The organism is Hyphococcus luteus (genome assembly GCF_002943565.1).
In the GTDB taxonomy this organism is placed as follows: Bacteria; Pseudomonadota; Alphaproteobacteria; order Caulobacterales; family Parvularculaceae; genus Hyphococcus; species Hyphococcus luteus.
Genome location: NZ_PJCH01000013.1, coordinates 23,947 through 39,621, shown reverse-complemented (window position 1 = coordinate 39,621; position 15,675 = coordinate 23,947). Strand labels below are relative to the sequence as shown.

The 15,675-nt window shown below is 59.2% G+C and carries 13 protein-coding genes; 4 read left to right on the top strand and 9 right to left on the bottom strand.

Translation table 11 applies throughout. The features are described 5' to 3' along the window. Positions 1-57: 57 nt before the first annotated feature. Together tnpC and tnpB are read right to left on the bottom strand one after the other, a co-directional pair. On the bottom strand, positions 58-1,692 hold the full coding sequence (gene tnpC, locus CW354_RS16130) for an IS66 family transposase (protein WP_104828937.1): 1,635 nt from the start codon (positions 1,690-1,692) through the stop codon (positions 58-60). A gap of 52 nt (positions 1,693-1,744) precedes the next feature. After that, a complete protein-coding gene (gene tnpB / locus CW354_RS16125) occupies positions 1,745-2,101 on the bottom strand; it encodes an IS66 family insertion sequence element accessory protein TnpB (protein WP_104829984.1) in 357 nt (118 codons plus the stop codon). Between tnpB and CW354_RS23150 the strand changes: the two genes are divergently transcribed. Next, on the top strand, positions 2,100-2,432 hold the full coding sequence (locus CW354_RS23150; RefSeq protein ID WP_104830365.1) for a hypothetical protein: 333 nt from the start codon (positions 2,100-2,102) through the stop codon (positions 2,430-2,432). The genes tnpB and CW354_RS23150 overlap by 2 nt on opposite strands. Here the strand turns inward: CW354_RS23150 and CW354_RS16115 are convergent. The 7 genes from CW354_RS16115 to CW354_RS16085 all read right to left on the bottom strand — a co-directional run bounded on the left by CW354_RS16115 (position 2,418) and on the right by CW354_RS16085 (position 13,853). After that, positions 2,418-3,344, bottom strand: coding sequence for an ABC transporter permease (locus CW354_RS16115; RefSeq protein ID WP_104831131.1), 927 nt, complete (start codon positions 3,342-3,344; stop codon positions 2,418-2,420). The genes CW354_RS23150 and CW354_RS16115 overlap by 15 nt on opposite strands. A gap of 2 nt (positions 3,345-3,346) precedes the next feature. Then, positions 3,347-6,094 (bottom strand): ribosome-associated ATPase/putative transporter RbbA, encoded by a 2,748-nt coding sequence (rbbA, locus tag CW354_RS16110; protein ID WP_104831130.1) that lies wholly within the window; start codon positions 6,092-6,094, stop codon positions 3,347-3,349. Then, positions 6,094-7,077 (bottom strand): HlyD family secretion protein, encoded by a 984-nt coding sequence (locus tag CW354_RS16105; RefSeq protein ID WP_104831129.1) that lies wholly within the window; start codon positions 7,075-7,077, stop codon positions 6,094-6,096. The genes rbbA and CW354_RS16105 overlap by 1 nt, the downstream gene beginning before the upstream one ends. Before the next feature lie 80 nt (positions 7,078-7,157). Beyond that, complete coding sequence (locus tag CW354_RS16100) at positions 7,158-8,129, bottom strand: lipid A deacylase LpxR family protein (protein WP_104831128.1); 972 nt, start codon at positions 8,127-8,129, stop codon at positions 7,158-7,160. Between the two features lie 73 nt (positions 8,130-8,202). Continuing rightward, a complete protein-coding gene (locus CW354_RS16095) occupies positions 8,203-9,564 on the bottom strand; it encodes a TolC family outer membrane protein (protein ID WP_104831127.1) in 1,362 nt (453 codons plus the stop codon). A 9-nt stretch (positions 9,565-9,573) separates the two neighbouring features. Next, positions 9,574-12,708 carry an efflux RND transporter permease subunit gene (locus CW354_RS16090; RefSeq protein WP_207764856.1) on the bottom strand — a complete coding sequence of 1,045 codons (3,135 nt, stop codon included), beginning with the start codon at positions 12,706-12,708 and terminating at the stop codon, positions 9,574-9,576. Continuing rightward, complete coding sequence (locus CW354_RS16085) at positions 12,708-13,853, bottom strand: efflux RND transporter periplasmic adaptor subunit (RefSeq protein ID WP_104831125.1); 1,146 nt, start codon at positions 13,851-13,853, stop codon at positions 12,708-12,710. The genes CW354_RS16090 and CW354_RS16085 overlap by 1 nt, the downstream gene beginning before the upstream one ends. Positions 13,854-13,949: 96 nt before the next feature. Here CW354_RS16085 and CW354_RS16080 point away from each other — a divergent pair, with 96 nt between their 5' ends. The 3 genes from CW354_RS16080 to CW354_RS16070 are packed head-to-tail and all read left to right on the top strand — an operon-like array spanning position 13,950 to position 15,432. Beyond that, positions 13,950-14,471: a MarR family winged helix-turn-helix transcriptional regulator gene (locus tag CW354_RS16080; RefSeq protein WP_104831124.1), complete on the top strand. Its 522-nt coding sequence runs from the start codon at positions 13,950-13,952 to the stop codon at positions 14,469-14,471. Continuing rightward, positions 14,468-14,977 carry a PaaI family thioesterase gene (locus tag CW354_RS16075; protein ID WP_104831123.1) on the top strand — a complete coding sequence of 170 codons (510 nt, stop codon included), beginning with the start codon at positions 14,468-14,470 and terminating at the stop codon, positions 14,975-14,977. The genes CW354_RS16080 and CW354_RS16075 overlap by 4 nt, the downstream gene beginning before the upstream one ends. Further along, complete coding sequence (locus CW354_RS16070) at positions 14,974-15,432, top strand: PaaI family thioesterase (RefSeq protein WP_104831122.1); 459 nt, start codon at positions 14,974-14,976, stop codon at positions 15,430-15,432. Before CW354_RS16075 ends, CW354_RS16070 begins: the two co-directional genes overlap by 4 nt. The last annotated feature ends 243 nt before the right edge of the window (positions 15,433-15,675 follow it).

The following is a 15,675-nucleotide window of genomic DNA, read 5'->3' as shown; positions in this document are numbered from 1 at the left end:
TTACGCGGTGATTGACGCGTGCTATGATCTGCGCGCTTGGCTCTTTGACATTGTAAATTATTTTGCAGCGTATGCGAACGGCAAGAGTTCGTCGATGCGGGCCTGCGGCCAGCCGTTGGCGATTTTGGTGAAGATGTCGGTGAGATAGTCTTCCGGATTGACATCATTGAGTTTGCACGTTGTCAGGAGCGAGGCGAACCGGGCCCAGCTGTGAGCGCCCTCGGCGTTGCCGGCGAACAGGCTGTTTTTGCGCAATATTGCAATCGGACGAATCGAACGCTCGACAAAATTCGAGTCGATTTCGAGCCTGCCGTCATCGAGATAGCGCATCAGGCCTTCCCAATGATTGAAGGCGTAATTGATATCCTCCATCAGCGTTGAACGCTGGGACAGAATCTCGCTTTGCGCCTTCAGCCATTTATGGAACTCTTCCATCAGGGGCTTGGCCTTTTCCTGTCGCACATCGCGCCGGTGATTTGGCGGCTTGCCGCGTATCGGGTCTTCGACCTCATAGATCCTGGCTATTTTCTGGACCGCTTCCTTGGCGATCGATCCGTATCCGTCCTTGATCTCGTCGAAGAACCGGCGGCGCAAATGCGCCATGCAAAATGACAGCGCGATAGGGCTGTTCTTTTGAGTGTCGTTGGCGACCGCCTTGTAAGAACTAAGCCCGTCGACCTGCACGGCGCCGCTCACGCCTTCGAGCACTTCAGCCGCGCTCCCCTTGCAGCGGCCCGGCTTATAAAAATAGGCGACTGCAGGCGGCTCATCGCCAGCGTAAGGCCGCGGATCGCGCGCCAGCGCCCAAAGCTGGCCTTTCTTCACCTCGCCATTGCCGGGCGCAAGCACCGGCATCGGCGTTTCGTCGCAAAAGAGCGGCTCGGACTGCTTGATGTCCATAACGAGGCGATCATAGACGGGCTGCACTTCATAAGCCGCGCGCCCGATCCAGTTGCACAGCGTCGACCGGTCAAGATCGACGCCGCTCCTCGCAAAAATATCGGCTTGCCTGTAGGCGGGAAGATAATCGCCGAACTTTGAGACCACCACATTAGCGATCAACCGCTCCGTCGGCAGGCCGCTTCTGATGATATGCGGCGCCGCCGGCGCCTGGACCAGCGCGTTCTCGCATTTGCGGCAGCCATAGCGCGGGCGGCGGGTGCGGATCACTCGCAGCCTTTGCGGCACGATGTCGAGCCGCTCGGAGACGTCTTCGCCGATGACGTGCAGGGCGCAGCCGCAATCGGCGCAGACGTTCGCTACCGGCTCGATGACCTGGTCTTCACGAGGCAGGCTCGCCGGCAAGGCGCCGAGATTGGCCTTGCGCGCCCGCTTTTCGGCGAGCGCCGGCTCAAACGCTTCCTGCGCCTGTTGGATTTCGCCGATCGCCTGTGCGGTGTCTTCAAGCAGCAGCGCCAGCTGATCGGCGTCGAGCTTTTCGGAACGCCGTCCATATTGGGCGCGATTGAGGACCCGCACATGATGGTCGAGCCGGTCGTTTAATTCCTGCAGTGACTGGACGCGATGTTTCAGGCCGGCGATCTCTTCGTCGCGTTCCGCAAGGCTGCAGTCGCGATCGGCGATTTCCGATGTGAGTTTTTCCTTTTCGGCCTGCGCTTCGACCGTCAGCGCAGCGATGATCGCCTTCAGCGCATCTGCATCGTCAGGAAGCTGATCAAGGCGAAAATCCATGCACATTAATGTGCGCTGTTTCGCTTTCTTTCCCAACAAGTTTTTGATAAACTCAAGCGATAATTTTAGGCTTTCTCGTTCGGCGCGCCGTATGCACTTTTCTCCAGTCAATGCCTTCCACAAGCGCGCTGAACTGAACCGGCGACAGCGACATCACGCCGTCATTAATCGGCGGCCAGCGAAACGACCGGTCTTCGATCTTTTTATGCACAAGCACGAGCCCGGAGCTGTCCCAGGTCAAAATCTTCACCGCGTGTGCGTTTTTCGGCCGGAAGATGAACGCCGCGCCGGAGAACAGATCAATCTTGGTGATTTCCTGGACGATCACCGACAGGCCCTGATGGCCTTTGCGGAAGTCGACCGGCTTCGCATAGAGATAAAAGCGCTTCGGCGCATGTCCGTTGATCATGGGCTGGTCAGCGCCGCCCGCGCAGCGCATCGAGCACGATATTCAACAGCACCCGGTCCGTCCGCGGGAGAACCCGCACCGTCGCCCCGCCGACCTCTATCTCAATCGGCGAGCTGTTATCACGGTCAAAACGGCGCGCACGCCCCGAACGATAACGATCTTCGCCCCGCGGCTGGTCGCCGGCGTCATCATCCACAACGACCTCAACAAAATCTTCACGCCGCGCGCGGCGGCGATGGTCACGTTCGGGATTCCGCTCATGGTCGGAATGCGTTCTATCACTGGTCAAAATCAAATGCCTCAAAGCGGAAATTCATCAATGAGACAATGATGGCCCACGCCGACCGTCAAGAACAGGTGGGGTCCGGGCGTCGCTTACTGACAATTGGGGCATTGAACGCGCAATCGTGCCGAGAAACACGCCTATCGCGGTCGCCGAGAACAGGTAAACGGCGGCGCCTGTCAAAAACAGCGGAACCGATCCGGCGATCGGAACCTGAAGGACGATCTGAACCATGACGATCAGTGCGAATGCTGCGGCGATGAGAATGACCAGGCCATTCGCCCAGCATTTCGCCGCCATGATCTCCGCCGGCGTGACCGGCATCACCAACAAATGATCGACCGTGCCGCGCTCGCGCTCGCGAATTAGCGCCGCGCCGGTCAGAATGATCGCCAGCAGCGTGACATGATTGATAATTTGCATGACGCTGATGAACCATTCCTGGTTCATATTCGGATTGAACATGATCCGCGGCTCGATCGTTACAGGCAAATCGATCCGGCCTTCGCTTCGGTCTAAAAAATCCATCACTTCGCGCGTAATGATCGTTTGAAGGTAGCCCGCACCGATGCCCGCATGGGCGACGACGGTCGCATCGATATTGATCTGCAATTCGGGTTGCTCGCCCGCGATGACGTCGGCCTCGAAACGCTCCGGAATGACCAGGACAAAGGTATAGCGCCCGAAGTCCATGTTTTCGTCGATTTCGTTAAATGAAATTTCCTCAGGGGTCATGAAATAGGGCGGCGTCAATGCCGACGCGATGCGCCGTGAAAGCTGGGATCGGTCGAGATCGACAATCGCCACGGGCGCGTTGCGCAACTCAAACGAAACGCCGCGCGCCGCCGTGTAGATGCTGAAGGAAAATGCGTAGGCGACGAAGACCAGCAACATCGTATCATTGACGAAGCTATAAAGCTCCTTGCGTCCTAGATAGAAGATGTTCTTAAGCGCTCTCATCGTCACCTTGACTGCTTAGACAAAAGCATTGCGCTAAGCCCGATCAACACCGGAATAAATATGGCGAGCGCGACAAGATGCGCGCGCAGCTCCATAAAACCCAGATCCTTCATGAAGACGCCCTGCGACACTTTGAGGAAATAGGTCATGGGAAACCCTTGTCCGACGGCCCTGGCGGCGCCTTCCAGCGACGTGACTGGATGGATAAGGCCGGAAAACATCGTCGCCGGGATCATCGTCAAAAGGGCCGAGCCGAAAAGCGCGGCGACCTGCGTTCTGGTGAAAGTCGAGACAAACAGACCGAACGCCGTAGCCCCACCCACATAGAGGAAGCTTCCGAGCAGCAAGGTGAGAAAGCTGCCCTTGACCGGCACGTTGAAAAGATAAACCGACATAAAAGTGAGAAACAGGAAATTGAGGATGCCGAGCGCCACATAGGGAAGCTGCTTGCCCAGAAGGAATTCGACGCGCGTCACCGGCGTCACATAAAAATTCGTGATCGAGCCGAGTTCCTTTTCTCGAACCACGCCGACGGCCGTCAACATGGCGGGAATGAACAAGAGCAGCAATGCGATGACTGCCGGCGCCATCGCATTGATGCTTTCAAAGCTTTGATTGTATCGGAAGCGCGGTTCAACTCTGACAGGCGACGCCGCACTTGTCGGCGCCGTCCCGCCGCTGATCAGGTCTAGCAGGTAATATTGATGCAGCGCCTCGACATAACCGCGGATAGTCGTCGCGCGGAACGGCATCGCGCCGTCAATCCAGACCGAAACTTCCGCCGGACGCCCGCTTTTTACGTCCTTGCCGAAACCGTCCGGCACGATAATGGCGACGCTGATATCGTTCGATTTCAGACGCCGGTCGAGCGCCGCCATGTCTGCGATCGGCTCTTTTTCGAGAAAGTAACGCGACCCGGAAAAGCTGCGCAAATATTCGCGGCTGCCGGGCGTCTGGTCATAATCGAGGACGGCATAAGGGATGTCTTCGACGTCAAGCGTAATGCCATATCCGAAGATGACCATCAGGATCGCCGTTCCCAGCACGGCGAAAGTGAGGCGGATCGGATCGCGACGCAGCTCAAGCGCCTCCCGATGCGCGTAGGCGACGATACGCGACGGAGAGAACCTGCGCGACAGATTGCGGCGCGCGGCTGCGCTCTCGGCGGCCCGGCCGAGCCCTTCTGCATTACGGCGCACTTCATCCGTGCGCTCCCCGGCGGCGCGCATCAGCACCGAAACGAAGGCGTCATCAAGCGTTGCTGCGCCTTCGGCCCTGGCGAGCGCGGCGGGCGTATCGGTTGCGAGAACACGGCCGGCATGCATCAGCGCAACGCGATCGCAGCGTTCGGCTTCATTGAGGTAGTGGGTTGAAATGAAGATCGTGACGCCCTTGTCGCGCGACAATTCGACGAGAAAATCCCAGAACCGGTCCCGCGCCGCGGGATCCACTCCCGAAGTCGGTTCATCGAGAATGAGGACTTCCGGCTCATGAATCACCGCGACCGCCAGCGATAACCGCTGGCGCACGCCGAGCGGCAGGTCGCGAGCGGTTTTCGTGTCATATTTTGCAAGGCCAAGCCATTCGATCAGGTTGTCAATGCGCCCCGCCTTTCTGTCCGGCGCAAGGTCGTAAAGCCTCGCATGCAGGTCGAGATTCTGGCGGACCGTGAGCTCGCCATAGAGCGAAAAGCTCTGCGACATATAGCCGATGCGGCGGCGCATGCCGATGTCCCGGGCGTCGACCGGCTCGTCGAAAAGACGGGCCTCGCCTTCCGACGGATCGAGCAGGCCGGTGAGCATCTTCATGGTCGTCGTCTTGCCGCAGCCGTTCGAGCCGACAAAACCGAAAATTTCACCTTTACGGATTTCAAAATCGACCGAGTCGACCGCAGTGAAATCGTCAAACCGGCGCGTTAATCCGTGTGCGGAAATCGAAATTTCGCCGCCGTCCGTCGCCGACGAGCTGCTCTCATGTCTTTGCGCCGGGCGCTCCGGGTTGGGCGTCGGCCGAAGCGCGACAAACGCTTCTTCGATGCTTTCTACGCCCATCTTCTCCTTGAGCGCCTGCGGCGCGCCGCATGCGAGAACCTGTCCGGCCTCCATCGCCATCAGCCAGTCGAATTGCTCCGCTTCCGGCATATAGGCTGTAGCGACAATGACATTGAGATTTTCTCGGCGCGACCGGATCTCATTAATCAGATCCCAGAATTGTTTGCGCGCCAGCGGATCAACCCCGGTAGTCGGCTCGTCAAGAATCAACAATTCCGGGTCATGAATAAGCGCAGCGCAAAGACCGAGCTTCTGCTTCATGCCTCCCGAGAGCTTGCCCGCAGCGCGGTCGGGAAACGGATCGAGACCTGTCGCTCTCAACAGGGCGGCGATGCGATCGGCGCGGTCTTTCCTGGGCAAGCCGAAAAGCCGGCCGAAGAACTCCAGATTCTCACGCACCGTCAGTTCCATGTAGAGATTTCGTCCCAGACCCTGCGGCATGTAGGCGACGCGCTTGCGCATGTCGGCAAGATGGGCGGCGTTCGCCGCCGAGCCGCCAAGCACGGAAATTTCGCCCGTCTGAATGCGCCGCGCCCCGGCGATCAGTCCAAGCAATGTCGACTTTCCGGCGCCATCGGGCCCAATCAAGCCGGCCAGCTTTCCTGAGGGAAACGAAACGGAAAGATTATCGATTGCGACGACGCCGCGATAACGGTGCGTCACATTACGGGCCGATATGATGGTCGGGTCCGCCGCCATCAGTTGATAAGGCTTTGTTCAAGAAAGGCCGGCCAGTTTCGTTCTCCGGCGATGTCGATATAGGCGACGCCCGGCAAGCCCGTTTTGACGCGCTCCTTATATTGCTCAAGCAGCAAAGAATCGATTTTCAGTTTAACGCGAAACATCAGTTTCGCCCGTTCGTCTTCCGTTTCTACTTGGCGCGGCGTGAACTGCGCGCGCGAAGCGACAAATGAAACTCTGGCCGGAATGGTGATTTCAGGGACGGCGTCAAGAACAATTCGCGCCTCAGCGCCGATCGCGAGACGGCCCGCCTCGCCGGTTGGCAGAAAAACCGTCATGAAAACATAGGTCGGATCGATCAGCGTGACGATGCGGCCGCCTGCGGGCAAGACTTCTCCGGGCTCGGCGAGCCTGTACAAAACCCGCGCGGCCCGCGGCGCGGTGATCTCCGTTTCCTCAAGCTGCGCTTTCAGGCGCTGAACCTCCGCTGTCATCGACGCGACAAGTTCGCGCGCATTTCCAAGCTCCGCCCGCGCCGCCTGGCACGCCGCTTCCGCGACTTCTTTCTCGGTTCGCTGAATATCCAGGCGTTCGGCGGTTGAATGACCGCTGTCAAAGAGTTGTTTCGTTCTCTCATAATTTTTCGTGGCCAGCGCACACTGGCTGACGCGAAGATTGACCTGGGCTTCGGCCTGGATAACGGCTTGCTCGGCGCGCCGGAGCTCGGCTTCGGCGCGAGCTAAAGCTGCGGCCAGCTCGGCGGCGTCAAGGCGGACGAGGATGCTGTCACGCTCGACGAAATCGCCTTCCTCGACGAGTATCTCCCTGACGCGGCCCGGTATTTTTGTCGCAACATCGATTTCTTCTGCTTCGATCCTGCCATTCGCGATCGCGATGCCAGGCGGCTCTCCATTGCGTTGACTCCATTGCCACGCCGCAAAGCCAGCGGCCGCAGCAATCGCAATGGCGCCGATCAACAACGAGTTTCTGTTCAAATTCATGCTTTACGCCTAATGACTTGCCGCCGTGATTCGGCTCCAAATAACGCTATGCTCTTTTGCTCCGTCCATCGCTGGTCACGCTAGAATTTGGCTGACAGCGATAGCGCGCCGAACTCATGCCGCGCGCCTTGATTGACGAACTCCTTCGTCCGCCAAACATAAGTATATGCAATTTGAAGCGATTTGACCTGGATCACGACGCCCGCTTGAAAATCAGCAACAAAATGCCGTTTTTCCAACGAAAGGCTGTCGCGCCAGGTGTTCCCGTCGAGAAAAATATTGCGCGCGACAGCGCGCCCTTCTGCGCCCGCGAACAGGTACCACGACGCGGTGTCGACGCCGCGATAATATCCGGCGCCGGCGAGACTGGGGCGAATCCGCGGCGGCCCGTAGTTTCCTTGAAGATTTCGGCCAATGCGGAGCGTCAGGCCGGCCTTTCCATGCGTCAGCACATTCCCGACGGAGACGCCGGCATTGGGCGTCGCGTCGACGCCGATGCCGGGACGCGACACTCGAAAAAGTGGCCGCCATCGCCGTTCGTAGGCCAGGATCAAGCCTGGTTCGTTGCGGAGCTGATTGTCCCATCCGTTGATCCTGTCGTCATCGATAAGTCGATGGAAACTGTTCTGGACTTCCTCGCCGAGCGCGGCGGGACCCACGACGCCGGCCGAAATGGTAAGCATGTCAAGGATATCATCACTGCGCTCGACAAGAACCGAGTATTCCCCATATAGCCAACCGGCGTATGGATGTTGATCGGGCAGCGGTTCGAACGCCTCGGTATCCTGCGGCGTGAAAATGCTTTGCCCCAGCGCGAAGCCGATACGCGTTTCGTCTTCTGGAGACGCGCGCATAAACCGTCGTGCGAAATTCTCGCCGCGCCCCTTCGCGGACAAATAACCAAACCGCACGCCATTTGTGTAGTTTTTATCCGTCGAGCCGAAATAGTCATTCTCAACAAGCGCGCTCCAGGTCGCTTTTTCTCCGGCGGCGGCGCCGGAAGCCCATAGCGCTGAAGCGAGAACGACAACCAGTGAACATCTTTTGAGCATGGCGTTTCATCCATTGCCAGTCGTTGAGAAAAAACCAGGGCTATCGCCGTCAAGCCTTCAATCACGTTGTCCGTCAATTTGCTAGTGCGCCGCCCGCCGATAAAATATTGTCGGGATTCGCCGCCAAGACACCAATATCGGCCAGGAGTTGAAATGTCGCGGCGCGCGCATCGCGCTCGGCGTTGGCTAGCGCCACTTGCGCATCGAGATATTCTTGTTCCGCATCGAGAACGTCCAATGTGGTGCGCCCGCCGATTTCCGCTTCGCGTCGCACGCCGTCGAGCGCCAGCGCATTGGCGCGCACTTGAGTTTGCGATGACGCGACGTTCGCGCGCGCTGCGTTGAGTCGCTGCCAGCCGGCCCTCACGCGCGCTTCAACCTGCCGTTCGGCGGCAGCAATGCGATGGCGGTCCGCCCTATTGACGGCGCGCGCCTCGCGAACGCGAGAAAGATTGAGCCCGCCAAGAAAGATCGGCGCTGTCATGCGCACGCCGTAAGTGAACTGTTCATCTTCTGAAATGAAAGACGAAGGCTCTTCGGCATATTGATAGCCGGCAGTCAATGACACGGTCGGTGAAAACGCGCCCTTTGCAATGGCGACGCCGCGACGTGAGGCCTGCTCTCGCAATTGCGCCTGGAGGATGGCAGGCGAAAGCTCGCGTGCGATCGCCATTGCATCATCAAGCGTGGCTGGCGCTTCAGGCAAAGCCGGCGTCTCTTCAAGAGTCCCGGGCATTTGCCCGATGAGTTCCGCGAACGACGCCCGGCTAATCGCCAACTGCGCCTGCGCATTGGTCATCCGCGCGCGCGCCGCCGCAAGGCGCGCTTCGCTTTGCGCCACATCGGTATTGGTGACTTCGCCGATCTCGAAGCGGAAAGCGGCTTCGTCGAATTGTTTTCCTAGAACCATTACGTTGTTTTCTGTAGCTTTCAACACGAGCGTATCGCGAACCACGTCAAAATAGGCTGTGGCTGCGCGCGCCAGCACGTCCTGCTCGACGAGGGATAATTGCGCGCCGCCGGCCTGCGCGCGCGCTTTCGCCTGACGGATCGCATTAACGTTTCGCAGACCCGCAAAAATTTGCTGCTCGCCGCTGACCTGCGCCGTCGCCGTATCGAGCTTGAAGTCGCGCGCGCCGGCGCCGACGCCGAAAACCTCGCCATTGATGGATTGGGTATTATCGACTTTCTGATAGCCAGCGCCGGCCGTAATCTGCGGCAGGCCGCGCGCTCGCGCTTGGGCGACGCCTTCCTCGGTCGCGTCAAGTTGCGCGCGCTCGGCGGCGATATCCGGATTTGTGGCGTAAGCGAGCGACAGCGCCTCTTCGAGGGTCTGGGCGGCGGCGCCCCCGGCGGCCCAAACCGCAAGCGCGCCAGCAAGAATCCCAACAATCAGCTTCCGGCCGATGCCAACTTGTCCAGATTTACGCCGCATAACCGTTTCCTACTCCGCAGGCTTCCGGGACGCTGAGTCAGGCGCAGTCGAGCCGCCCGCAAACGCGCCTTTCAGCACGCCAATTAACCGCTTCGTGATAGTATTGAGGTCGCCGGGAACCATATAGGCGGCGGGCACAACGAGCAGGGTGAGAATCGTCGACGACGAAAGCCCGCCAATAATCAGATAGCCAAGCCCGTTCCTCCATTCCGCGCCGTCGGAACCGGACAGCGCGACCGGGATCATGCCGAAAATGGCGGCGAACGCCGTCATCAGAACCGGCCGCAAGCGCTCGGGGCAGGCCTTGATGATAGCATCGCGCGTCTCCGCGCCTTCTTCGCGCAACTGGTTCGCCCGGTCGACGAGCAGAATGCCGTTTTTCATGACGATGCCCATCAACGCGATGAGGCCGATCTGGGCGAAGAGCGACATTTCCTGGCCGCCGAAATACAGCATCGCGAAAGCGCCGGAGAACGACAGCGGCGCCGTCAGCATGATGACGATCGGCTGAACGAAGGAGTTGAACTGGCTCGCCAGAACGATGTAGAGCGCGATCATGGCGAGTCCGAAAGCGAACATGATGGCCGAAATCGACTCGTTCATCCGGCGGACGGATCCTTCATAACTGATCCGCATGTTCGCGGGCGGCGGGTTGTCGGCGATGATCGCCTCAAGCGCCTCGGTCGCCGTCCCGAGCGCGACGCCGGACGCGGTATTGGCCAGGATAGAAATTTTGCGCGCCCGGTCCTGTCGTTCGATTTGCGAAGGTCCGCTGGCGAAACGCATTGACGCTACACTGGCGAGGTCGATCAATCGTCCCGATTCATTCCTGACCTGAATGAGTTCGAGCTGATCACGGTCCTGGCGTTGAGACTCCTCAAGCCTAACGCGAACATCGTATCGTTTGCCGCCCTCCTCAAAGGAGCCGGCGTCGACACCGCCGATCACGGTGCGCGCCGTCGTCGCCAGAGTGCGCGCAGAAACGCCCAGATCCCCGGCCCGCGTTCGATTGAAGTCAATTAGCAGCTCAGGTCGCCCCTCCTCGAAGCTGGAACGCAGGTCGGAGTAAAGGCTTGTCTCACGCATCAGCGACATGACCATTTTGACATAAGCGTCGATTTCCGGGATGGCGTCGCCGCGCACGACCAGTTCAACGTCGCCCGTTGAAACACCGCCGCCGGAAATCCACGGCACTTCAGCGACGGTAATTTCCTTCGCCTCGGGAACCGCCGCGACTAACGCCTGGCGCGCCGCGTCCATCACCTCAAACTGCCCGATCCGCCGCTCCTGCTTGGGCGTAATCGACGCATAAAGATCGATGACATTGGCTTTTCCCTGACTTCCGGCGCCGGCGGTCAAAAAAATGTTCTCGATGTGCTTAACGCCGCGCAGCGCCTCATTCGCCAATGCGATCGCCTTTTTGGATTCGGCAATGCCTGATCCGAGCGGCAATTCTATGGATCCCAGAAATTCGCTTCGGTCCGCCTTCGAGGTGAAGCCGCTCGGCACTTTTGACGCGAAGAATCCGCCCACGAACAGTGAACCGATCGCGGCCGCCAGCGCGACATATCGCCAGCGAACGACAGCCCCGACAATCCGGCTGTAAATCTGATCGAGCTGGTGATGAAACTTTTCGATCGGGCGCAGGAATGGAGGTTGACTCTCCGGTCTCAGGAACCGCGACGCCAGCATCGGCGTCAAGGTCAGCGCCACTAGTAGTGAAACGGAGACGGCGAAGACGATCGCCAGGCCGTACTGAAGAAAAAAGCGCCCGACAACGCCTTCCATAAAAGCGATCGGCACGAAGACAGCGAGCGTTGCGAAAGTGCCGGCAAGCACGGCGAGCGCGACGCGTTCAGTGCCCTGTCGCGCCGCTTTCGCGGGCTCGACGCCGGCGTCGATATCGCGCTGAACGCTTTCAACGACGACGATGGCGTCGTCGACCAGCAATCCGATGGTCACGGTGAGCGCCAGCAATGTCAGCATGTTGATGGTGAAGTCGAAGACCTCGAAGGCGAAGAATGCCGAGATCAGCGATGTTGGAATGGCGATGGCGACCATCAGCGTGGCGCGCCAGCTCAGGAGAAAGAAGAACGTGACAATAACGACGAGAACGATCGCAATCTCGAGCTCATGGGTCACGTCCTCAACAGACGATTCAATAAAACGGCTCACATCGCGGGCGACAACGAGTTCATATCCCTCGGGCGCGACCGCTTTAAGCCGCTCGATCTCCGCATAAACGGCTTCGGCGACCTCAAGCGTGTTGCGACCGGACTGCCGGCGAACATCGAGCGAGACGCCCGGACGGGCGTTGAACTCAGCATAGCTCCGCTCATCCTCAAGACCGTCCTCGACCCGCGCCACGTCGCCGATCCGGGTCGGCGCGCCGCTGTCGCGGAACGCCACGACAAGATCTTCAAATTCCCGCGGCGTCGCCGCTTCCGACACCGTCTTGGTGCCGAATTCGCGCGCGCCGCCCCCGGTTTCGAGACGCCCGCCGGGCACTTCGGCGTGTTCGGACCTGACGGCGCGCACAATGTCTTCGGCCGTCACGCCAAACGCGCGCATCTTGTCGGCGTCGAGCCATATGCGGATTTCGCGAAGACGCCCCCCGACGATTGTCACCGACCCGACCCCGGGCAGCCGCTGGACGGCCTCCTTGACGACTTCGTCTGCATAGGTGGTGATGTCGCCGATCGGCGCGTCAGCGGCGATCATGACGGACATGATCGGGGCGGCGTCCGGATCGACCTTTTCAATCACCGGCGGATCGATGTCTTCGGGAAGGTCGCGGCGCGCGATGTTGACCTTGTCGCGTACATCCTGCGCCTTCACATCGACATTTTCCTCGAGCTCGAATTCGATGAAGACTTGAGAGAGACCGTCCGCGCTCGTCGAACGAAGCTGTTTGATCCCGGAGATCGTGTTGACGCTTTCCTCGATCACATCGGAAACTTCAGTTTCCATCGTGTCGGGGCTCGCGCCTTCGAGCGTCGTCGTTACTGCGACATAGGGAAACTCAACATCGGGAAAGAGATCGACGCCAAGCCGGCCCATCGAAATCCAGCCGAGCACGACGAGGGCGCCGATCATCATCACGGCGAGGACCGGGCGCTTGATTGAAAGGTCGACGAGCCACATCAGGCGGCCTCGGGCGCAACGGGGTCGCCGACGGCGATCGGCTCGCCATTCGGAACAATGACGTCATCGCCGGCGTCGAGCCCTTCACGCACAACCGTCGTTCCATCAGGCCGCTTCTCGGCGACGACAAGTCTTTTTTCGACGCGTCCGTTCTTTAGAGTGAGGACATAAGCCCCAGCCTGATCCTGAAGGAGGGCGCCCGCCGGGACTGACAGCACCTGTACCTCATCCGTGAATATTTCAGCGCGGGCGAACTGGCCTGATTTCAGGGAATAATCCGAATTGTCGATCGGCAGACGCAGTTCAACCGTCCGCGCGCCGACATCGAGCATGTCGCTCAATACCAGGACGTAGGACTCTCGCGGTTCGGGCTGCGACTCGACATAGACGAGGGCTTTCTGATTGAGTTTCAGCGAACCCAGATGCTGCTCCGGCGCATAAACGACGGCGACGACGATGTGGTTTTCCTGAATTTGCAGGACCGTGCTTTCCGCCCCGCCGCGAAACACATTGGAAAGATAGACGCCCTCGTCATTAAACCTTTTGGTGATGACGCCGTCATAAGGGGCGCGAACCATCGTATCCTCAAGCTGACGCTCTGCGGTTTTCAACGCCGCGGCCGCGCGTGCAACTTCAGCTTTTGCAACGTCATAGGCGGTTCTGGCGTCGTCGAGACGCGCCTCCGCCGCAAAGCCTTCGGCGCGCAGCTTTTCGGTTCTTTCGAGAACGCGTTCGGCGTTCTTGCGCCGGGCGACAGCAAGTTCCAGCGCCGCTTTCGCTTCCTCGACGCGGCGCTCATATATCACGGGACGCGTCTGAAAAAGCGGATCGCCTTTCGCCACGCGATCGCCGACATTGGCGAAGATCGATTCTACAACGCCCTCGACGAGAGGACCAATATTGCTGGTTTGTTTTGAGCCGATTGAACCTGTCGCAATAACCGTATTCCTGACCGTCACCGGCTTCGGTTTGACGATCTTGACCGACTTCACAGCCACAGCCCCTTCATCGGATAAGCCATGCGCCGGCGCCGCCGCGGATTCCTCACCCGCGCCGGAACTGCACCCCGCAATGGCGATGAATGCGGCGAGAAGCGCCGCCGCGTTCATCTTCCAACCGGACCCAGATCGAATATGCGCACGCATTCTACCCCGCTTTCGCCGGTGAAAAATTTGCTATACTAAGACTTAATAACTTAGTATATATTAATCTTGGCAAGCACAATAGGCGGTCGCGGGAAGATGGAGAAAAGAGACAACCGGATCGAGCGCAATCCGGGCTACCTGGTTAACGATGTTGCCCGCCTTCTCCGGCGCGAATTCGATCGCCGGGTCAAACACATAGGTCTGACCCGCGCACAATGGTTCGTGATCGCTCACCTTTACCGCAATGACGGGCGCACCCAGCGGGCGCTCGCCGACGAGCTGGATATGGAGCCGGCGCCGCTGGGCCGGCTCGTCGACCGCCTCGAAGAAAGCGGCTGGGTTCGCCGCGCCCCTGCGCCCGGCGACCGCCGCGCCAATCTTGTTTACCTCACGGATAAGATCTTTCCCATGATTGAGGACATGCGGACGGCGGCGAACAATCTGTACAAGGACGCTTTCAAAGGTCTTTCCGCCAAGCGCGTCGAGGACTTCATCGAGACGCTGACGATTGCAAAGTCCAACCTTGTCGAACTCGGCGCGGCGCCTGCCGCGAATTCTTTCGGCGGCGTCGACCCCTTGCATCGCGTCCAGCGCAAAATCGCCAAGAGTAAAGGATGACGATGAACATCCGGCAACCGCGAATGTCGCCGAGCAATTCCAGCGACGCGCCGCCCTGGGCGGATTTAATGAAATCGTTCTTCTCCGGGAGCCACCAGTTATTTGCGGCCTTGGATATGGAACCGAGCAAGATCGCTGCAGACGAGGTTTGCGTCTTCGCGACGATACCGGCTTTTTTTTCGTGCGAGGGGGAGGGGGGCTGCGCGCATCCCGGCGCTTACACGATTATCCTCGATACGGTGTTCGGCTTTTCGGTCTTCGCCAAAATTCAAAGGCCGCAAGCTATCGCCACGATCAATCTGAAAACGGATTATCTTCGGCCGATTGAAATCGGCGCCAAAGTCATTTGCAGCGCTGAGTGTTTCGCCATCAACGGCAATATTGCAAGAACACGCGGGCAAATTGTCGATTATGATGGAAGGCCGCTTGCCAGCGCGGCCGGCGCGTTCATGATCGGCAGCGGCGGGCCCGATTTCGCCCGGATAGCGGAAGGGCCTCACGCATGACGCGTTTCATCGACTCGCCGCTCCGCCATTGGCTCTCTTTTGAAGCCATCGAAACCGGAGACGGGCGCCTATACTCGATGACGCCGGGCGACGCCCATGTCGGCAATCCGCTGATCAAGGCGCTCCATGGCGGGGTCGTCTCGACATTTCTGGAGCTCGCCGCGCTGCATGAATTGAAGCGCGCCCTTGGCTCCGAGACAAACGCCAGCGCAATCAACATCAATATCGACTACCTGAAATCGGTTAAACTGGCGCCGATCTTCGCCAGAGCGCGCATCGCTAAAGCCGGCCGCCGCCTTATCTTCGTTGACTGCGTGGCGTGGCAGGACAACGAAGACACGCCAGTCGCGAAAGCGGCCTGCTCATTCTTGCATAACAAACGGCGCAGCAACCTCCCTGGTGAGCGCCCAACTAGCCCCCGGGAGCAACATCCCGGGGGCATCTTTTCGCCATGACCGAATGCGAACCGAGTTCTCTGTTGGACTTTCATTGTGAACGTCAATCGAAATAGCGCCTAATCTCCCTGATTTTGAATAGGCGCTAGGCGCGTCGTCCCGGAACCCCTTCGGGACGGCGCGCCGCCTAATTTCGGGCGTCAATTGTGATGTTGATCGCAACATTGGAACAAGGAGAAAAGAGACATGTGTCAAATTGTCCACAGCATGCGGACTATCGCAAAGATCGAGATTATTTCTGGT